Source organism: Pseudomonas sp. JH-2 (assembly GCF_036231725.1).
GTDB lineage: Bacteria > Pseudomonadota > Gammaproteobacteria > Pseudomonadales > Pseudomonadaceae > Pseudomonas > Pseudomonas delhiensis.
This window is the reverse complement of the sequence record NZ_JAZAQP010000017.1, coordinates 57034-73337: the sequence shown is the minus strand read 5'-3', so window position 1 is coordinate 73337 and position 16304 is coordinate 57034. Positions and strand designations below refer to the sequence as shown.

At 68.8% G+C, this 16304-nt stretch carries 15 protein-coding genes; 6 read left to right on the top strand and 9 right to left on the bottom strand.

Annotation, left to right across the window (positions count from 1 at the left end; genetic code table 11):
* Positions 1–84 precede the first annotated feature (84 nt).
* Both VV867_RS14210 and VV867_RS14205 read left to right on the top strand, forming a co-directional pair.
* Positions 85–1842, top strand: a complete 1758-nt coding sequence (locus VV867_RS14210; RefSeq protein ID WP_328566729.1) for an amidohydrolase — start codon at positions 85–87, stop codon at positions 1840–1842.
* A 138-nt stretch (positions 1843–1980) separates the two neighbouring features.
* Positions 1981–2724, top strand: coding sequence for a TorF family putative porin (locus tag VV867_RS14205; RefSeq protein ID WP_275629696.1), 744 nt, complete (start codon positions 1981–1983; stop codon positions 2722–2724).
* 910 nt (positions 2725–3634) lie between these two features.
* Here VV867_RS14205 and VV867_RS14200 read toward each other — a convergent pair.
* The 3 genes from VV867_RS14200 to speE form a co-directional block, all read right to left on the bottom strand.
* On the bottom strand, positions 3635–4420 hold the full coding sequence (locus VV867_RS14200; protein ID WP_109933591.1) for a sulfite exporter TauE/SafE family protein: 786 nt from the start codon (positions 4418–4420) through the stop codon (positions 3635–3637).
* Between the two features lie 161 nt (positions 4421–4581).
* Complete coding sequence (locus VV867_RS14195; protein ID WP_275629695.1) at positions 4582–6660, bottom strand: LTA synthase family protein; 2079 nt, start codon at positions 6658–6660, stop codon at positions 4582–4584.
* A gap of 228 nt (positions 6661–6888) precedes the next feature.
* A complete protein-coding gene (gene speE, locus VV867_RS14190; protein ID WP_109933593.1) occupies positions 6889–7749 on the bottom strand; it encodes a polyamine aminopropyltransferase in 861 nt (286 codons plus the stop codon).
* 168 nt (positions 7750–7917) lie between these two features.
* On the opposite strand from speE, the gene VV867_RS14185 reads away from it, so the two are divergent.
* Complete coding sequence (locus VV867_RS14185) at positions 7918–8823, top strand: DNA-3-methyladenine glycosylase family protein (RefSeq protein ID WP_328566728.1); 906 nt, start codon at positions 7918–7920, stop codon at positions 8821–8823.
* Positions 8824–8827: 4 nt separating this feature from the next.
* Positions 8828–9325, top strand: coding sequence for a methylated-DNA--[protein]-cysteine S-methyltransferase (locus VV867_RS14180; RefSeq protein WP_328566727.1), 498 nt, complete (start codon positions 8828–8830; stop codon positions 9323–9325).
* Positions 9326–9684: 359 nt separating this feature from the next.
* Here VV867_RS14180 and VV867_RS14175 read toward each other — a convergent pair whose 3' ends face one another.
* The 6 genes from VV867_RS14175 to aroC form a co-directional block, all read right to left on the bottom strand.
* The gene (locus VV867_RS14175) at positions 9685–9876 is read right to left on the bottom strand and encodes a PLDc N-terminal domain-containing protein (RefSeq protein WP_109933596.1); all 192 of its coding nucleotides are present in this window, start codon (positions 9874–9876) and stop codon (positions 9685–9687) included.
* A 52-nt stretch (positions 9877–9928) separates the two neighbouring features.
* The gene (gene mtnC / locus VV867_RS14170; RefSeq protein ID WP_275629693.1) at positions 9929–10612 is read right to left on the bottom strand and encodes an acireductone synthase; all 684 of its coding nucleotides are present in this window, start codon (positions 10610–10612) and stop codon (positions 9929–9931) included.
* Between the two features lie 132 nt (positions 10613–10744).
* Positions 10745–11290: a 1,2-dihydroxy-3-keto-5-methylthiopentene dioxygenase gene (locus tag VV867_RS14165; protein ID WP_328566726.1), complete on the bottom strand. Its 546-nt coding sequence runs from the start codon at positions 11288–11290 to the stop codon at positions 10745–10747.
* A gap of 31 nt (positions 11291–11321) precedes the next feature.
* A complete protein-coding gene (locus VV867_RS14160; RefSeq protein WP_328566725.1) occupies positions 11322–11948 on the bottom strand; it encodes a methylthioribulose 1-phosphate dehydratase in 627 nt (208 codons plus the stop codon).
* The gene (locus VV867_RS14155) at positions 11945–13096 is read right to left on the bottom strand and encodes an MFS transporter (RefSeq protein WP_328566724.1); all 1152 of its coding nucleotides are present in this window, start codon (positions 13094–13096) and stop codon (positions 11945–11947) included. Before VV867_RS14155 ends, VV867_RS14160 begins: the two co-directional genes overlap by 4 nt.
* A gap of 68 nt (positions 13097–13164) precedes the next feature.
* The gene (aroC, locus tag VV867_RS14150) at positions 13165–14256 is read right to left on the bottom strand and encodes a chorismate synthase (protein ID WP_109933600.1); all 1092 of its coding nucleotides are present in this window, start codon (positions 14254–14256) and stop codon (positions 13165–13167) included.
* A 112-nt stretch (positions 14257–14368) separates the two neighbouring features.
* Between aroC and VV867_RS14145 the strand changes: the two genes are divergently transcribed.
* Positions 14369–15367, top strand: a complete 999-nt coding sequence (locus tag VV867_RS14145; RefSeq protein WP_328566723.1) for an alpha/beta hydrolase — start codon at positions 14369–14371, stop codon at positions 15365–15367.
* Between the two features lie 124 nt (positions 15368–15491).
* Complete coding sequence (locus VV867_RS14140) at positions 15492–16277, top strand: hypothetical protein (RefSeq protein ID WP_328566722.1); 786 nt, start codon at positions 15492–15494, stop codon at positions 16275–16277.
* The last annotated feature ends 27 nt before the right edge of the window (positions 16278–16304 follow it).

The window sequence follows — 16304 nt, the reverse complement described above, 5'->3', positions numbered from 1 at the left end:
AGCGACTGGCTTTCGGGGAATAGCCCCCGGCCAGTAGCCTCTTGTGCAGACCAATAAAAATCAACCACCAAGCAAGGGGAAGTCATGCGAAGGCTCATCAAGGGCGCACTCGCTGTCGCAATCGCACTGGGTACTTTGGAAGCCCACGCACAAACCGCGGACCTGATCCTGTACAACGCCAAGGTCTTCACCGCCGAGCCCGGGCAGCCGCTGCAGCAGGCGGTGGCCATCGCCGGCGACAAGGTGCTGAAGGTCGGCAGCGACCAGGAAGTGCGCGCCCTCGGCGACGCCCACAGCCGCCAGGTCGACCTCGGCGGCAAGCTGCTGATGCCCGGCTTCATCGACAGCCACTCGCATTCCATCTTCGGCGGCCTGGAGCTGATCGCCGCGAGCATGCAGGACGAACAGGTCGGCCTCGACGAGCTGGCACAGCGCCTGCGCGAGGCCCGCGACAACGGCAAGGCCAGGGTCGGCGACATCCTGGTGCTCAACGGCATGCACTCCAGCTACTGGTCCCAGTCCGAGGGGCTGGCGAAAATCTTCAACGCCGGCGAATGGGCGAAGGTGCCCATCGTCTTCATCGGCAGCGACCACCACACCGCCTGGGCCAACGCCGCCATGCTCCAGCGCGCCGGGCTCGACGCCAGGCGGGTGCGCTCGCTGCCGGCCAGCGAGCAGCAGAACATCGCCCACGCCAAGGACTTCACCCCCACCGGCTTCGTCGTCGACTCCGGCTTCGACCGCGTGGCCGAAGCCATGCCCGCCGCCGACCAGCAGACCCTCGACCGCGCCGGCCTGGCCGCCGTGCAGTACAACAACAGCCTGGGCATCACCGCCTGGATGGACCCGGCGGCCAACGGCAGCCCGGGCCAGGCGCTGTTCGACATCAAGCCCACCGAGCACACCCTCGGCGTGCTGCCGGTGTACCGCGACCTGGCACGCAACGGCCAGCTCAGCGCCCACGTCGCCGCGCTGCTGGTGGTCAACCCGAAGAGCCGCCCGGCGGACCTGGCGGTGATCGACAAGGTGCGCCAGCAGTTCCAGGGCATCCCCAACCTGAGCCTGCCGGGGATCAAGGTGTTCGCCGACGGCGTGCTGGAGTACCCGGCGCAGTCCGCCTCGCTGCTGGAGGACTACAAGAACCTGCACAAGCCCGGCGAGCTGCTGCTGGACCCGCAGCACTTCGGCGAGCTGGTCAGCGCCGCCGACGCCCGCGGCTGGCTGGTGCACATCCACGCCATCGGCGACCGCGCGGTGCGCGAGTCGCTCAACGGCATCGCCCAGGCGCGCAAGGACCGGCAAAGCGGCGTGACCCACTCCATCACCCACCTGCAACTGGTCAACCCGGCGGACTTCCCGCGCTTCAGGCAACTCGGGGTGATCGCCTCGATGCAGCTGGACTGGGCCACCGCCGAGGACTACACCCTCGACCTGGTCAAGCCCTACATCGCCGACGACGCCTTCCGCTACATGTACCCGGCGAAATCGCTGCTGGACGCCGGCGCCACCATCGCCGGGGCCAGCGACTGGCCGGTGTCCACCCCCGACCCGCTGAAGGCCATGTACCAGGCGGTGACGCGCCAGGGCCCGAAGGGCGTGCTCAACCCCGAGCAGCGCATCGACCGCCAGACGATGTTCTACGCGTACACCCTCAACGCCGCCAAGGCCATCGGCCTCGACGGGAAGATCGGCAGCCTGGCCCCCGGCAAGCAGGCCGACCTGGTGGTGCTCGACCGCGACCTGTTCAACGTCCCCGACGCCGAACTGGGCGAGGCCAGGGTGCTGCACACCCTGTTCGGCGGCCGCGAGGTCTACCGCGCCGACGGCCAGCAGGGCCTCTGAAACCGTTCGCTCCAATGCCGGGCCACTTGAAGCCCGGCCCTTCCCGCCGCCCCTTCCCTTTGCGCTTCCCGGCTCGCCGGCGGGAGGGGGCTGCGCGGGCTTTTTCCTGCCCACACAATCACAACAAAGGGTAAGTCCATGAAGTACAACGCTCTCGTCCTCGGCGCGGCGCTCGCCTGCGCGCCTTTCACCAGCAGCCACGCGCTGGAGCTGACCGACGACCTCTCGGTCCAGCTGGAGGCCACCCTGGCCAGCGACTACCGCTCCCGCGGCATCTCGCAGACGCAGAACGACCCGGCCATCCAGGCCGGCGCCACCCTGCAGCACAGCAGCGGCCTGTACCTCGGCGTGTGGAGCTCCAACGTCGACTTCGGCTACGGCCTCAAGACCCGCCAGGAACTGGACTACTACGCCGGCTGGTACTGGCAGGCCACGGACGCGGTGAGCCTGGACCTGGGCTACATCCAGTACCGCTACCCGAAGGAAGGCCAGTTCAACCAGAGCGAGGTCTACGCCATCCTCAACGCCTACGGCTTCGAGCTGGCCAGCTACTACTCGAAGGACATCACCACCTACTTCGGCAAGGACCAGAGCCAGCTCTACAGCTACGTCGGCTACGGCTTCGAGCTGCCGGCCGGGTTCCAGGCCAAGCTGCGCTACGGCCGCAACGACGCCAAGGACCCACTCTACCTCGCCGGCGACGGCGGCACCCGCAGCACCTACCACGAATGGGAGGCGCGCCTGGACAGGGAGTTCGTCGGCATCGACTGGTCGCTGAGCTACATCGACACCGACCTGTCGCAGAGCGAGTGCTACAACTGGCAGGGCTTCAAGGACATCTGCACGGCGACCGTGGTGGCGCGGGCGACGAAGCGGTTCTAGCGGGCGCGGGCCGAATGGGGTTTCTGGTGCCCCGTCGGGAAAACCGTTGGCCCGGGCAGCGATGCCTGACGATTGGCGCGGCCGGAGTCCGCTCCTACGCCCGTGCTACCTGGAACCGTAGGAGCGAACCTTGTCCGCGATTCGGCGGATAACGCCGTAGGCGTTATGCGCCCTACGGGAAACCCGGGAGCTTCGTGATTCCGCCTCACGCCGAACGGTCCCCTCTCCCGCTTGCGGGGGAGGGTTAGGGAGGGGGAGCGGCGTCAGGGGTGGCAGAGGTGCGTGGGCGAAGTCCGCCCCCTCTCCCCAACCCTCTCCCTGAAGGGAGAGGGGGCTGTCCCGAGCAAGCGGATAACGCAGCGTCAGCCGGCAAACTCGTAGGGCGAATAACCGTTCGCGGTTATCCGCCGTTGGCCGTGCCACCGAGGTGTCCGGCGTGGCCGGCGCCCTACGGGTTTCCAGAGAAACAACCGAGCGCACCGGAACGCCCCTTCAGAAGGCCGAGCGAAACCGGCGCTCAGGAGGTCATGCGACATGGATGTCGCTAGAGCCCCGATCAGCACAGGGACGTGCTGTCGGGGCGGGCCTCCGTGGCGGGGGAGTTCGCGAGGGTAGCCCGGCTTTATCGGGCCCGTATGCGGGGCAAGCCTTTTTGGTTCCTTTTGTGGCGTTTGACAAAAGGGACTCGCCCGAGGGGGCGAAACGAGAGATATCAACGCACTCGGAGCGGCGCGCTACACCGAGCCCAACGCAAAAGTCTCTGGGTTATTCCCCTTCGGGCCAGCGCAAGCGCTGTTCGCGATGGAGCCGCGTCCCGCGTTCGCGGGAATGACGAGGTTGAGGGCGGAGTGCGAGTCCAAGGCTCGCGAGCAAGCTCGCTCCTACGAACCCAGAGAACCGCCGAACCGGCTCAGAACACCAGCTTGTAGCCAATGCTGAACAACATCACCGCCAGGCACGGCCGCAGGACGCTGTCGGAAATGCGCCCGGACAGGTGGCTGCCCAGGTAGATGCCCGGCAGCGAGCCGCACAGCAGGTAGCCCAGCAGTTGCCAGTCCATGTTGCCCATGCTGGCGTGGCCCAGGCCGGCCACCAGGGTCAGGGGCACCGCGTGGGCGATCTCGGTGCCCACCAGGCGGCGGGTGGCGAGGAAGGGGTAGAGCACGAACAGCGCCACCGTGCCCAGGGCGCCGGCGCCGATGGAGGTCAGCGCGACCATGGCGCCGAGCACCACGCCGGTCAGCACCGTGAGGCTGTTCAGGCTGGTGCCGCCCAGGTGGTAGTGGTCGCCGGCGTGCCTGTGGGCGAAGGCCAGCAGCTTCTGCTTGAACAGGATGGCCAGGGCGGTGAGCAGCAGGACCACGCCCAGGGCGTGCTTGATCACGGTGTTCAGCGCCTGGGTGTCGGCGCCCAGGCTGTGCAGGAACAGTAGGGTCAGGCCCGCCGCCGGCACGCTGCCGAGGGTCAGCCAGCCGGTGATGCGCCAGTCGACGTTCCTGTGCCGGGTGTGCACCAGCACGCCGCCGGACTTGGTGATGGCCGCGTACAGCAGGTCGGTGCCCACGGCGGCGGCCGGGTTGATGCCGAACCAGAGCAGGATGGGCGTCATCAGCGAACCGCCGCCGACACCGGTCATGCCCACGATGAACCCGACCACCAAGCCTGCGACAACGAAACCAAGGACGCCGAATTCCATCAACCCTTCCTGAAAGCCATGAGCGGCCCGCGAAAACCGGCGGGCAGGATAGCGGCTTTCCTTATAAGCGCTTATATCAATATCGACTTAATTTATAACCAAATTTTAAAGCACCGCCCACGAAAAAGGGGCCCGCGGGCCCCTTTTCCATCATGCGCCGGTCAGTCGCTGTCCGGCTTGCTGTCCACCACGCCGGTGGTGTTGTTCAGCAGGCTGCGGGTGGCGGTCTGGATGAAGGACTCCAGGCGCTTCTTCAGCTCGGCCTCGTCCGGCACGTTCTGCACACGGTCGGCCTTGGGGTGGGCGCCGACCTGGTAGTCGTACACGCGGATGTCGCCTTCCTTGGGCTTGATCAGGATGCGGTTGCCGGAAAGGATGGCCACCACCTGTTCGCTGCCCGAGGGCTTGATCACGCCGAAGCCCTTGTCGCCGGCCGGCAGGTTCAGCAGGTCGCGGCCCCAGCACTGGTGGCGCACCTCGCCGCCCAGGCGGCCCATGATGGTCGGCACTATGTCGATCTGGGTGCCGACGGTGTCGCGGCTGCTGCCGTACTTCTCCTGGATGCCCGGGGCGATGATCAGCAGCGGCACGTTGAAGCGGAACAGGTCCATCTCGGTCAGCTGCTCCGGCGCGCCGAAGCCGTGGTCGCCCACCACCACGAACAGGGTGTCCTTGTAGTAGGGGGACTTCTTCGCCTTCTCGAAGAACTGGCCCAGCGCCCAGTCGGAATAGCGCATGGCGGTCAGGTGCTCGTCGAGGCTGCCGTTGCCGGTCACGCGCTCCACCGGCAGGTCCTTGGGCAGGGCGTAGGGCACGTGGTTGGAGAGCGACTGCAGCAGGGCGTAGAACGGCTTGCCGGTGGCGGCCAGGCGGTCCAGTTCCTCGTTGCCGCGGGAGAACATGTCCTGGTCGGACACGCCCCAGGTCGGGTCGGAGAACACCGGGTTCACGAAGTCGTTGCGGCCGACGAAGGTGGTCATGCCCTGGTTGGCGAAGAAGCCGGACTGGTTGTCCCAGGCGAAGTCGCCGTTGTAGACGTAGACGTCGTCGAACTGGCGCGCACTGAGCAGCTGCGGCAGGCCGGAGAACTTGTGGCCGCCCTCCGGCGTCTGCATCAGGTACTCGAAGCCCGGCAGGTTGGGGAAGCAGGCCATGGTGGCGAACATGCCCTGGTGGGTATGGGTGCCGTTGGAGAAGAACTGGGTGAACAGCAGGCCCTCCTTCGACAACTTGTCGAAGTACGGGGTGATGTTGCCCGGCGCGCCCAGGGCGCCGACGAAGTGGCCGGCGAAGCTTTCCATGAGGATCACCACCACGTTCTTCACGCCCGGCAGCGTGCCTTCGGCCGGCGGGGTGAAGTCGCGGCGGATGGCCGCGTCGTCGGCGTCGACCAGCTTGTCGTTGGGCGTCAGCAGCATCTGCCGCACGGTGTCGCGGGCCTGGTCGTCGGGCAGGGTGGCCTTCCAGATGTTCGCGCGGTCCTCGCCGAAGCGGTCCTCGGCGGCCTTGAGCAGGGTCATGGAGCCGTTCAGGCCCAGGTGGTTGGCGAACATGGAGTCGGTGGTGAAGGCATCGCCCCAGCGCAGCGGCGGGCCCTGGCGCAGGGTGCCGCGGTAGGCGACACCCGCCACCAGCACCACCACCAGCAGGGCGGCGACGCGCAGGTACCAGGCGGCGGCCGAGGCGCCCACGGTGCTGGGCCGGGTGGCGCGGTCGACGCCGCGGAACAGCATGAACAGCAGCCAGGTGGCCACGGCCCAGGCCAGCAGGTAGCGGACCACCGGGTAGCCGTACCAGATCATGCTCATGACCGTCTTCGGGTCTTCAGACATGTACTGGAACACCAGGCTGTTCAGGCGCTGGTGGAACTCGCGGTAGAAGTCCAGCTCGAGCACGCCGAGGAACAGCGTCAGGCTGGCCAGGGCGGTCAGCCAGACGCGCCAGAGCATGCGCCAGCGCATGGCGGTGACGCTGACCAGGGCGAAGATCATCGGCGCGACTATCAGCACCACCGCGCGGATGTCGAAGCGCACCCCGGTGAGGAAGGCCTCGACGAAGGTGCTGGCCGGGGTGTCGCCGATCAGCTCGCGGTTGTAGATCAGCAGCGCCAGGCGCAGCAGCGAGAACATCAGCATCAGCGCCAGGCTGCTGAGCAGGATGAACCCCAGGTGGCTGGACACCGTCGCGCGCGCGAGGTTGGCCGCGCGCTGGCGGGTATTCAGGACTTCCGATTGGCCCATGGTCAGGTTCCGTATTCTGCGACTTTCGGTTTCGGGCGCCCTCCCCGGCACGGGCGAGGGACGCATGGCCGCCACGCCGCCGCGGGGCGGGGGCGTGGAAGCCGGCGGCGCATTCTAGTCGGGCAAGATTAGCCGGACCTTAAGAATCGCCGCCGAGGCGGGGGATTATGCCCAATGCGGGTGAAAAAAGAGTCGTCGCCGCCGGGCGGTCCCGGCGGCGCGCGCCGGTCAGTCGTTGTGCGGCTTGCCGATGGCCTGCAGCACGTACTGCGGCAGGGCGAAGGCGCCCTGGTGGATTTCCGGGTTGTAGTAGCCGGTGGCGATGCCGCTGGCGGCGAAGCGCTGGCGCAGGGTTTCCAGCGGCACCTGGCGCAGCGCCGGATCGGTAGCGCCCCAGGCGAAGGTCATGGCGCCGCCGATGTAAGTGGGCACCGCCGCCTGGTAGAAGTGCCAGTCGGCGAACAGGCCGTTCATCCGCCCGGCGGTGTTGCGCACGGTGTCCAGCTGCATGAAGGGCGTGCCGTTCTGGGTGACCAGCACGCCGCCCGGGTTCAGGCAGCGGTGGCAGGCCTGGTAGAAGTTCTCGGAGAACAGCACCTCGCCCGGGCCGATGGGGTCGGTGGAGTCGGAGATGATCACGTCGAACTTGCGCTCGGTGGTGGCGACGAAGCGCATGCCGTCGTCGATCACCAGGTCCAGGCGCGGGTCGTCGAAGGCGCCGTTGGAGTGGCGCGGCAGGAACTGCCTGCACATGTCGACCACGGTGCCGTCGATCTCGACCATGGTGATGTGCTCGACGCCGGCGTGCTTGCACACCTCGCGCAGCATGCCGCCGTCGCCGCCGCCGATGATCAGCACGCGCCTGGCCGCGCCGTGGGCGAGGATGGGCACGTGGGTGAGCATCTCGTGGTAGATGAACTCGTCGGCCTCGGTGGTCTGGATCACCCCGTCCAGGGCCATCACCCGGCCCATGCGGGCGTTCTCGAAGATCACCAGGTGCTGGTGCTCGGTGCGCACCTCGTGCAGCAGCTGGTCGACGCTGAAACGCTGGCCGTAGCCTTCGTAGAGGGTTTCCTGGTAGTCGCGCATGGGCGGTCTCCCGGTTCGACGGTGAATGAAGCGGGCCGAGGGCCGGCCGTGAAAGGCGCGCATTCTACTGTGCGAGGCATGACAGGTCGAACCCACTCGCTGTGCCCATACAGTTTGAAAGTCAGCTGCGGGACGACAGCGCGGCGGCGGCGGGTTATGGTCAGCGCCATGAACACAGCCATCGCCCCCCTCGTCCTGCACCTGCCCTACCAGCCGCCCTGGGACTGGCGGCAGTTTCACGAGCATTTCGCCCTGCGCCGCCTGGCCGGGGTGGAAACCCTGGGCGAGGCCCACTACCGGCGCAGCCTGCGCCTGGACGGCGTGCCCGGCTGGATGGACATCCGCCCGCTGGCCGGCGAGCCGGCCCTGCGCCTGGAACTGCACCTGGACGGCGCCGCCGACAGCGCCCCGCTGGCCGCCAGGGTGCGCAAGATGTTCGACCTGGACAGCGACCCGCGGGCGGTGGCCGCGCACCTGGGCGCCGACCCGCTGCTGCGCCCGCTCGTCGAGGCCTGGCCGGGGCTGCGCCTGCCCTGCGCCTTCGACCCCTTCGAGCAGGCGGTGCGCGCCATCGTCGGCCAGCAGGTCACGGTGAAGGCCGCGGTGACCATCACCGGCCGCCTGGTGCAGCGCCTCGGCCAGCCCCTGCGCAACGCCGTGGCCGACGGCCCGCAGCACCTCTTCCCTACCCCGCGGGCCCTGGCCGAGGCGGACCTGGCCGGCATCGGCATGCCCGGCAAGCGCGTGGCCAGCCTGCAGCGCTTCGCCGCCGCGGTGGCCGAGGGCGCCCTGGAACTGCACGTGGACGATGGCGCCGAAGCGCTGGTGAAGCGCCTCTGCGAGCTGCCCGGCATCGGCCCCTGGACCGCCGAATACGTGGCCCTGCGCGCCTTCGGCGAGGCCGACGCCTTCCCCGCCGCCGACCTGGGCCTGCTCAAGTCGCCGGTCTGGGGCGAGGCCGGCATCGCCGCCCGCGACCTGCAACGCCGCGCCGAGGCCTGGCGCCCCTGGCGCGCCTACGCCGCCGTCTATCTCTGGCAAGCCTACTCGCAAGGCAGCCGCATCGGAGGATGAAGCCATGCACTACCGCTACTACGACAGCCCCCTCTGCCGCCTGCTGCTGGCCGGCGACGAGCAGGGCCTGCGGATGCTCTACATGACGCCCTTCGAAGGCCACGAGCCGGGCCCGGACTGGCGCGAGGCCAGCCACCAGTTAGATGAGGTGATGCGCCAGCTGGACGAATACTTCGCCGGCAAGCGCAAGGTCTTCGACGTGCCCCTGGCGCCCCGCGGCACCGAGTTCCAGCGCCAGGTCTGGCACGCGCTCACGCAGATCCCCTACGGCCACACCACCTGGTACGCCGACCTGGCCGAACGCATCGGCCGGCCGAAGGCGGTGCGCGCGGTGGGCGCGGCCAACGGCGCCAACCCGATCAGCATCATCATCCCCTGTCACCGGGTGATCGGCCGCGACGGCAGCCTGACCGGCTACGGCGGCGGCCTGCCGCGCAAGGAGGCGCTGCTGCGGCTGGAGGGGGTGATGGTGGGGGCCTCGCGGGAGTTGGAGCTGGTTTGATGGGGTTTCCCGGGAGGTTTCGTGTTCTGGAGAAACTCCGCCCCTCTCCCCAGCCCTCTCCCTGAAGGGAGAGGGAGCTGTCCTCTGCATGCCGTGGGTTCGGAGTGATCCTGTAATTGCAGTGGCTGACGAGACCCAGAATGACAAGCTCTGGTGCGGGAATCTGACCATCAGTCGCTGGGTTCCCGCGTTCGCGGGAATGACGAGGTGTAAGGACTGCGCCTGACCTCCAGGCCGCTCAGGACAGCCCCCTCTCCCTTCAGGGAGAGGGTTGGGGAGAGGGAACGGAGTCAACCGAATACGCCAACGCCACCGGGAAACTCCATTCGCGAGCAAGCTCGCTCCTACGAAAAGCTCTACTACACGCGGACGTTGCCCTTCGGCCCGGCGATCGCCCAGATCACCAGGCCGAGCAGCGGCAGGATGAGGATCACCAGCACCCAGATGATCTTGATCGGCACCTCCGCACTGCTCTTGAGCACGCTGATGATCGCCCAGACGTCGAGGGCGAAGATGATCAGGCCGATCAGCCCGTTGAAGGTCGAACCCATGGCGCCGCTCCCGCTGCTGGAGGTACGCCCTCCAGCATAGACGGCGGCGGCCTCAGCAGCGGGCCGGGTCGATCAGGGCGAAGCTGGCCAGGGTCTCGTGGCCTTCCAGGGCGCCGCCCTCGCGGGCCAGGCCGGTGGTCGCCAGGCCGGCTTCGCGGGCCGCGTCCAGTTCCTGCACCACGTCGGAGAGGAACAGCACCTGCTCCGCCGGCAGGCCGATGGCCTGGACGATGCGCGCGTAGGAGGCGGCCTCGCGCTTGGGCCCGCTGGTGGTGTCGAAGTAGCCGGAGAACAGCGGCGTCAGGTCGCCGGCCTCGGAGCAGCCGAAGATCAGCTTCTGCGCCTGGATCGAGCCGGAGGAGTAGACATACAGGTCGTAGCCCTCGGCCTTCCAGCGGCGCAGCGCCTCCACCGCGTCCGGGTAGACGTGGCCCTTGAGCTGGCCGGCGCGGTAGCCCTGTTCCCAGACCATGCCCTGCAGCGCCTTCAGCGGCGTGGCCTTGCGGTCCTCGGCTATCCATTGCAGGAGGATGGCGATGCAGCGCTCGACGTCGGCCCCGGCCTCGCCGCTCTCGGCGCGCACAGCGTCCAGCTGCGCGGCCACGTCGGGCTTGTCGGCGTGCTCGCGAACGAAGTCCGGCAGGTGCGCGGCGGCGTAGGGGAAGAGCACGTCGAAAACGAAGCTGACGGCGCTGGTGGTGCCTTCGATGTCGGTGAGGATGGCTTTGATCGGCATGGGGACTCCAGAAGCCCGCCTCATATCCCGGGCGGGAAGGTGTAGCCGTGTAGGAGCGAGCTTGCTCGCGAACGGATTCCGCAGCGGGGTTCGTTCGCGAGCAAGCTCGCTCCTACGAAGAGCTGTGGTGTGTCAGTCTTCCAGCAGCGGGAAGCGCCCGGCGATCCCGTCGCCGGTGAACTTCGCCACCCAGCCCTCGGGGTTGTTGAACAAGCGGATGGCCACGAAGTGCGGGCGCTCGCCCATGTCGAACCAGTGGCGGGTACCGGCCGGCACCGAGATCAGGTCGTTCTTCTCGCAGAGCACGGCGTAGACGTGGTCCTCGACGTGCAAGCTGAACAGCCCGCGGCCGGCGACGAAGAAGCGCACCTCGTCCTCGCCGTGGCGGTGCTCGTCGAGGAACTTGGCGCGCAGCTCGTCCTTCTGCGGGTGGTCGGCGTTCAGGCTGACCACGTCGACGGTGACGTAGCCCTGCTCGTCCTTCAGGCGCTGGATCTCCGCCGCATAGGCGGCCAGCACCTCGTCGGGGCTGGCGCCGGGGGCGATGGGCGCGCTGGCCTGCCAGCGCTCGAAGCGCACGCCGAGCTCGGCCAGGGTGGAGGCGATGTCCTCGGCATGGGTCAGCAGCTTCAGCGGCTGCTCGGGGGCGGATTCGTGGTAGACGGTCAGGCTGCTCATGGTCTTTTCCTCGGGGTGCTGCCGGATTCGCTCAGCGCGTGCCGCCGCGAAGGCTCATGACTTTCAGTTCGCATTCGAAGAGGAATTCGAAGGCTTCCACCTGGCGCAGGGCGTCTTCCATGCGCGGCCCCCAAGTGTACAGGCCGTGGCCGCGGATCAGGTAGCCGGGGCACTCCGGGTGGGCGTCCAGCCAGGGCTGCACCCTGGCCGCCAGGCGGGCGATGTCCTGGTCGTTGTCGAAGATCGGCACCGTCACCCGGCCCTCGTGGGTGGTGACGCCGGCGAAGGCCTTCTGCAGCTCGTAGTCCTCCAGCTCCAGGCGCTCGCCCTGGGTCAGGCGCGAGAGCACGGTGGCGTTCACCGAGTGGGTGTGCAGCACCGCGCCTATCTCCGGGCGCCAGGCGTAGAGCTGGGTGTGCAGCAGGGTCTCGGCCGAGGGTTTCTTGCCCGGCTCCAGGCTGTTGCCGGCCAGGTCCGTCTCCAGCACGTCGTCGACGCCTAGTTGGCCCTTGTGCTTGCCCGAGACGGTGAGCAGCGCGCGGTCGGCGGCCAGGCGCGCGGAATAGTTGCTGCTGGTGGCCGGCGACCAGCCGCGGCCGTACAGGAAGCGCCCGGCCTCGATGATCTGCCGGGTCAGGTGTTCACGGTTGACGCTCATGCCCGCTCCTCTTTCAGACGGGTACCGATGATAACGGCTGCGGCCAGGGCCGCGAGGCTGGCGATGGCGAAGGTCCAGGCCGGACCCAGGCTAGCCCAGCTGTAGCCGGAGTAAAGCGCGCCCAGGGCGCCGCCGGTGCCGGCCAGGGCGGCGTAGAGCGCCTGGCCCTGGCCCTGCTGGCGCGCCTGGAAGCTGCGCTGGACGAAATGGATGGCCGCGGCGTGGAAGGCGCCGAAGGTGGCCGCGTGCAGCAGCTGGGCGAACAGCAGCAGGCCCAGGTGGTCGGCCAAGCTGCCCAGCAGCAGCCAGCGCAGCGCCGCCAGCAGGAAGCTCGCCGCCATCACCTGGCGCAGGCTGAAACGCCCGAGCAGGCGCGGCATCACCAGGAACAGCAGGACCTCGGCCACCACCCCCAGGGCCCACAGCCAGCCGATCAGCCCACGGCTGTAGCCGAGGGCCTCCAGGTGCAGGGTGAGGAAGGTGTAGTACGGGCCGTGGGACAGCTGCATCAGGCATACGCACAGGTAGAAGGCTATCACCCCCGGCTGGCGCAGCTGGGCCAGGAAGCCGCTGGCTGGCGCATCGCCGTGGCGCCAGGCCGGCTGGGCGTTGGGCACCCACCAGCTGGCGCCGACGATGCCCAGCATGATCGCCAGCAGCGCCAAGGGGTAGTAGTCCAGGCTGGTGGCCTCGAACAGCCGGCCGAGGCCGACCACGGTGCAGATGAAGCCGATCGAGCCCCACAGGCGGATGCGGCTGTAGCTGGCGGTGCGCTCGCCCAGGTGGGCCAGGGTGATGACCTCGAACTGCGGCAGCACCGCGTGCCAGAAGAACGCGTGCCCGGCCATCACCAGCGCCAGCCAGGCGTAGCTGTGGTCGAGGAAGATGAGGGCGAAGCATGCCGCGGTGCACAGCGTGCCGAAACGCACGATGCGCAGGCGCTGGCCGGAGCGGTCGCCCAGCCAGCCCCACAGGTTCGGCGCCACGCAGCGCATCAGCATGGGGATGGCCACCAGCTCGCCGATGCGCGCGGCGGAAAAGCCCAGGTGGTGGAAGTACAGGGCGAGGAAAGGCGCGGTCCCGCCCAGCAGGCAGAAATAGAAGAAGTAAAAGCTGGACAGGCGCCAATAAGGCAGGGGAGCGGCCACAGGCTACAGGCGGCAGGCTGCAGGCAGAAGCCGCTGTTTCCTGAAGCCTGCCGCCTGTAGCCTGCAGCTCATAGTTGGCCCAGCACCGGGGTTGCCACGCTCACCCCGGCATTCTGCGCGCGGTTGCGCAGCAGGTGGTCGAGCAGCACGATGGCCATCATCGCCTCGGCGATGGGGGTGGCGCGGATGCCCACGCAGGGGTCGTGGCGGCCCTTGGTGACCACTTCCACCGGGTTGCCGTTGACGTCGATGGAGCGGCCCGGGGTGGTGATGCTGGAGGTGGGCTTGAGCGCCAGGTGCGCGACTATCGGCTGGCCGCTGGAGATGCCGCCGAGGATGCCGCCGGCGTTGTTCGACAAGAAGCCTTCGGGGGTCAGCTCGTCGCGGTGCTCGGTGCCGCGCTGGGCGACGCTGGCGAAACCGGCGCCGATCTCCACGCCCTTGACCGCGTTGATGCTCATCAGCGCATGGGCCAGCTCGGCGTCCAGGCGGTCGAAGATCGGCTCGCCCAGGCCCGGCGGCACGCCTTCGGCGACCACGGTGATCTTCGCGCCCACCGAGTCCTGGTCGCGGCGCAGCTGGTCCATGTAGGCCTCCAGCTCCGGCACCTTGTCCGGGTCGGGGCTGAAGAAGGCGTTCTGCTCGACGCTGTCCCAGGTCCTGAAGGGAATCTCGATCGGGCCCAGCTGGCTCATGTAGCCGCGCACGCTGATGCCCAGGGCCGCCAGGGCCTTCTTGGCGATGGCGCCGGCGGCCACGCGCATGGCGGTCTCGCGGGCCGAGGAACGGCCGCCGCCGCGGTAGTCGCGGATGCCGTACTTGTGGTGGTAGCTGTAGTCGGCGTGGGCCGGGCGGAACAGGTCCTTGATCGCCGAGTAGTCCTTGGACTTCTGGTCGGTGTTGCGGATCAGCAGGCCGATCGGGGTGCCGGTGGTCTTGCCCTCGAACACGCCGGAGAGGATTTCCACCTCGTCGGCCTCCTGGCGCTGGGTGGTGTGCCGGCTGGTGCCGGGCTTGCGCCGGTCGAGGTCGCGCTGCAGGTCTTCCAGGGACAGTTCAAGGCCGGGCGGGCAGCCGTCGACGATGGCGACCAGCGCCGGGCCGTGGCTCTCGCCAGCGGTGGTGACGGTGAACAGCTTGCCGTAGGTGTTGCCGGACATGCGAGGCTCCGCGGAAGACTTGGATGAACGAAAAGGCCCAGCAGTATACCTGCGACACTCGGCCCTGCGAACCTTCAGCGGCGCGCGCCGTCAAACCGCTATCATGCACTCCATGAAGCCTTCCATGCCGCGCCTCATCGCCCTTCTTTCCTGCTGGCTGTTCGCCGCAATGACCTACGCCGCCTCCCCCACCATCCTGCAACGCCCCTACGACCTGGACACCGGCCACGGCGTGCTGCGCGGCACCCTGCTGCTGCCCCAGGCCACCACCCCGCCGCCGCTGGCCGTGCTGGTGGCCGGCTCCGGGCCCACCGACCGCGACGGCAACAACCCCGGGGGCGGCAACAACGCCTACCTGCGGCGCCTGGCCGAGGCCCTGGCGGCCAACGGCATCGCCAGCCTGCGCTACGACAAGCGCGGCGTCGCCCGCAGCCGCGACGCCGCCCCCGACGAGCGGCAGCTGAGCGTGGACGGCTACGTCGACGACCTGGTGGCCTGGAGCGACCGGCTGGCCGCCGACCCGCGCTTCGGCCCGCAGGTGCTGGTCGGCCACAGCGAGGGCGCGCTGATCGCAAGCCTCGCCGCACCGCGCAGCCGGGCCGCGGCCCTGGTGCTGATCGCCGGCAGCGGCCGGCCGATCGACAAGGTCCTGCGCGAGCAGCTCTCGGTGCGCCTGCCGCCACCCCTGCTGGCCAGGGCCGACGCCATCCTCGACCAGTTGCGCGCCGGCCGGCAGGTGCCCGAGGTGCCGGCGCAGCTGAACGCGCTGTTGCGCCCCAGCGTGCAGCCCTACCTGATCTCGCTGTTCCGCCACGACCCGGCCCGGGCGCTGGCCCGGGTGCGCCAGCCGACGCTGATCCTGCAGGGCACCAGCGACATCCAGGTCGACGTGGCCGACGCCCAGGCCCTGCACCGCGCAAGGCCAGACGCCGAGCTGCAGCTGGTGTCCGGCATGAACCACATCCTGCGCATCGTCCCGGCCGACGTGAAGAAGCAACTGGCGTCCTACAACGACGCCAACCTGCCGCTGGCCCGCGACCTGGTCCAGCGGCTGGTCGATTTCATCCGCAGGGTCCGCCCGCAGGACCCGCCAGCCCAGGGCATGGGCTGAAACGAACGTCTCAAGAAATCCGCCCCGGCGTCGATAATCGCTTAACCCCTGTATGAAAGGCGTTACACATGCCTCCTGCAGAAGTTGAGCCAGCCCTGGCCGCCGGCCAGGCCCGAGGATTCCGATGACCGACGCCGACCCGCGCAGCCACGACGCCGCCCCCGCCGAAGCACCGGCCCCGCCCCACCCCTGGGCGGAGCTGGCGCCGGAGCATTTCCGCCTGCTGCGCCTGGCGCCCCAGCCCACCGACCGCAACACCGGCACCCGCGCTCTGCGCTTCGTCCAGCTCGGCCGGGTGGAACGCCACGCCCCGGAGCAGAGCCTGCTGCGCCTGAGCGTCCAGCTGCCCGGCCAGGCCCTGCGCAAGGAGCAGAACCTGTTCGAAGTCTGGGCCGACCACCGCAACAAGGAAGTGCGCTTCGGCGCCGACAGCGGCTTCGCCCTGGAGCCGATCAACCGCGGCCTGGGCCGCTTCCTGCTGGCCCAGGGCATCGCCTGGGCCAAGCAGAAGTGGGCGCACTACAAGGTCGAGGGCGGCACCCTGGGGGTGAAGGACGCGCCCAACGAGGACATCCGCCTGCGCCGCGACCATTTCCTGCGCGCCCAGGGCTTCGACGTGGACTACGAGGACTCGCGCCTGCTCAAGGCCCGCTACGGCGCCGGCCGGGTGAGCGAGCTGTACGACGACTGGAACAAGGACAAGGTGCAACTGGTGCCGCTGCTGGACGCCGCGGCCATGCTGGAGCAGGCCGACCAGAACCTGGCCAGCCAGGACAACGAGATCCGCAAGCTGCAGCAGCGCATCGAGACCTTCCGCCGCGACGACACCAGCCTGCGCTTCATCATCGCCTGCCTGACGGTGTTCGCGGTGTTCCAGGCGGGGCTGCTGATCTGGATGGCGACGCACTGAGGCCTGGGATTCGGTTTTGCGCGGAGG

Bases quoted from the DNA above. Each gene is read 5' to 3' on its own strand.
- VV867_RS14210 (WP_328566729.1), top strand. From the start codon at position 85: ATGCGAAGGCTCATCAAGGGCGCACTCGCTGTCGCAATCGCACTGGGT.
- VV867_RS14185 (WP_328566728.1), top strand. From the start codon at position 7,918: ATGAACACAGCCATCGCCCCCCTCGTCCTGCACCTGCCCTACCAGCCG.
- VV867_RS14195 (WP_275629695.1), bottom strand. From the start codon at position 6,660: ATGGGCCAATCGGAAGTCCTGAATACCCGCCAGCGCGCGGCCAACCTC.
- VV867_RS14160 (WP_328566725.1), bottom strand. From the start codon at position 11,948: ATGAGCGTCAACCGTGAACACCTGACCCGGCAGATCATCGAGGCCGGG.
- VV867_RS14200 (WP_109933591.1), bottom strand. From the start codon at position 4,420: ATGGAATTCGGCGTCCTTGGTTTCGTTGTCGCAGGCTTGGTGGTCGGG.
- mtnC (WP_275629693.1), bottom strand. From the start codon at position 10,612: ATGCCGATCAAAGCCATCCTCACCGACATCGAAGGCACCACCAGCGCC.
- aroC (WP_109933600.1), bottom strand. From the start codon at position 14,256: ATGTCCGGCAACACCTACGGCAAGCTGTTCACCGTCACCACCGCTGGC.
- VV867_RS14175 (WP_109933596.1), bottom strand. From the start codon at position 9,876: ATGGGTTCGACCTTCAACGGGCTGATCGGCCTGATCATCTTCGCCCTC.
- VV867_RS14140 (WP_328566722.1), top strand. From the start codon at position 15,492: ATGACCGACGCCGACCCGCGCAGCCACGACGCCGCCCCCGCCGAAGCA.
- VV867_RS14180 (WP_328566727.1), top strand. From the start codon at position 8,828: ATGCACTACCGCTACTACGACAGCCCCCTCTGCCGCCTGCTGCTGGCC.
- VV867_RS14165 (WP_328566726.1), bottom strand. From the start codon at position 11,290: ATGAGCAGCCTGACCGTCTACCACGAATCCGCCCCCGAGCAGCCGCTG.
- VV867_RS14205 (WP_275629696.1), top strand. From the start codon at position 1,981: ATGAAGTACAACGCTCTCGTCCTCGGCGCGGCGCTCGCCTGCGCGCCT.
- VV867_RS14145 (WP_328566723.1), top strand. From the start codon at position 14,369: ATGAAGCCTTCCATGCCGCGCCTCATCGCCCTTCTTTCCTGCTGGCTG.
- speE (WP_109933593.1), bottom strand. From the start codon at position 7,749: ATGCGCGACTACCAGGAAACCCTCTACGAAGGCTACGGCCAGCGTTTC.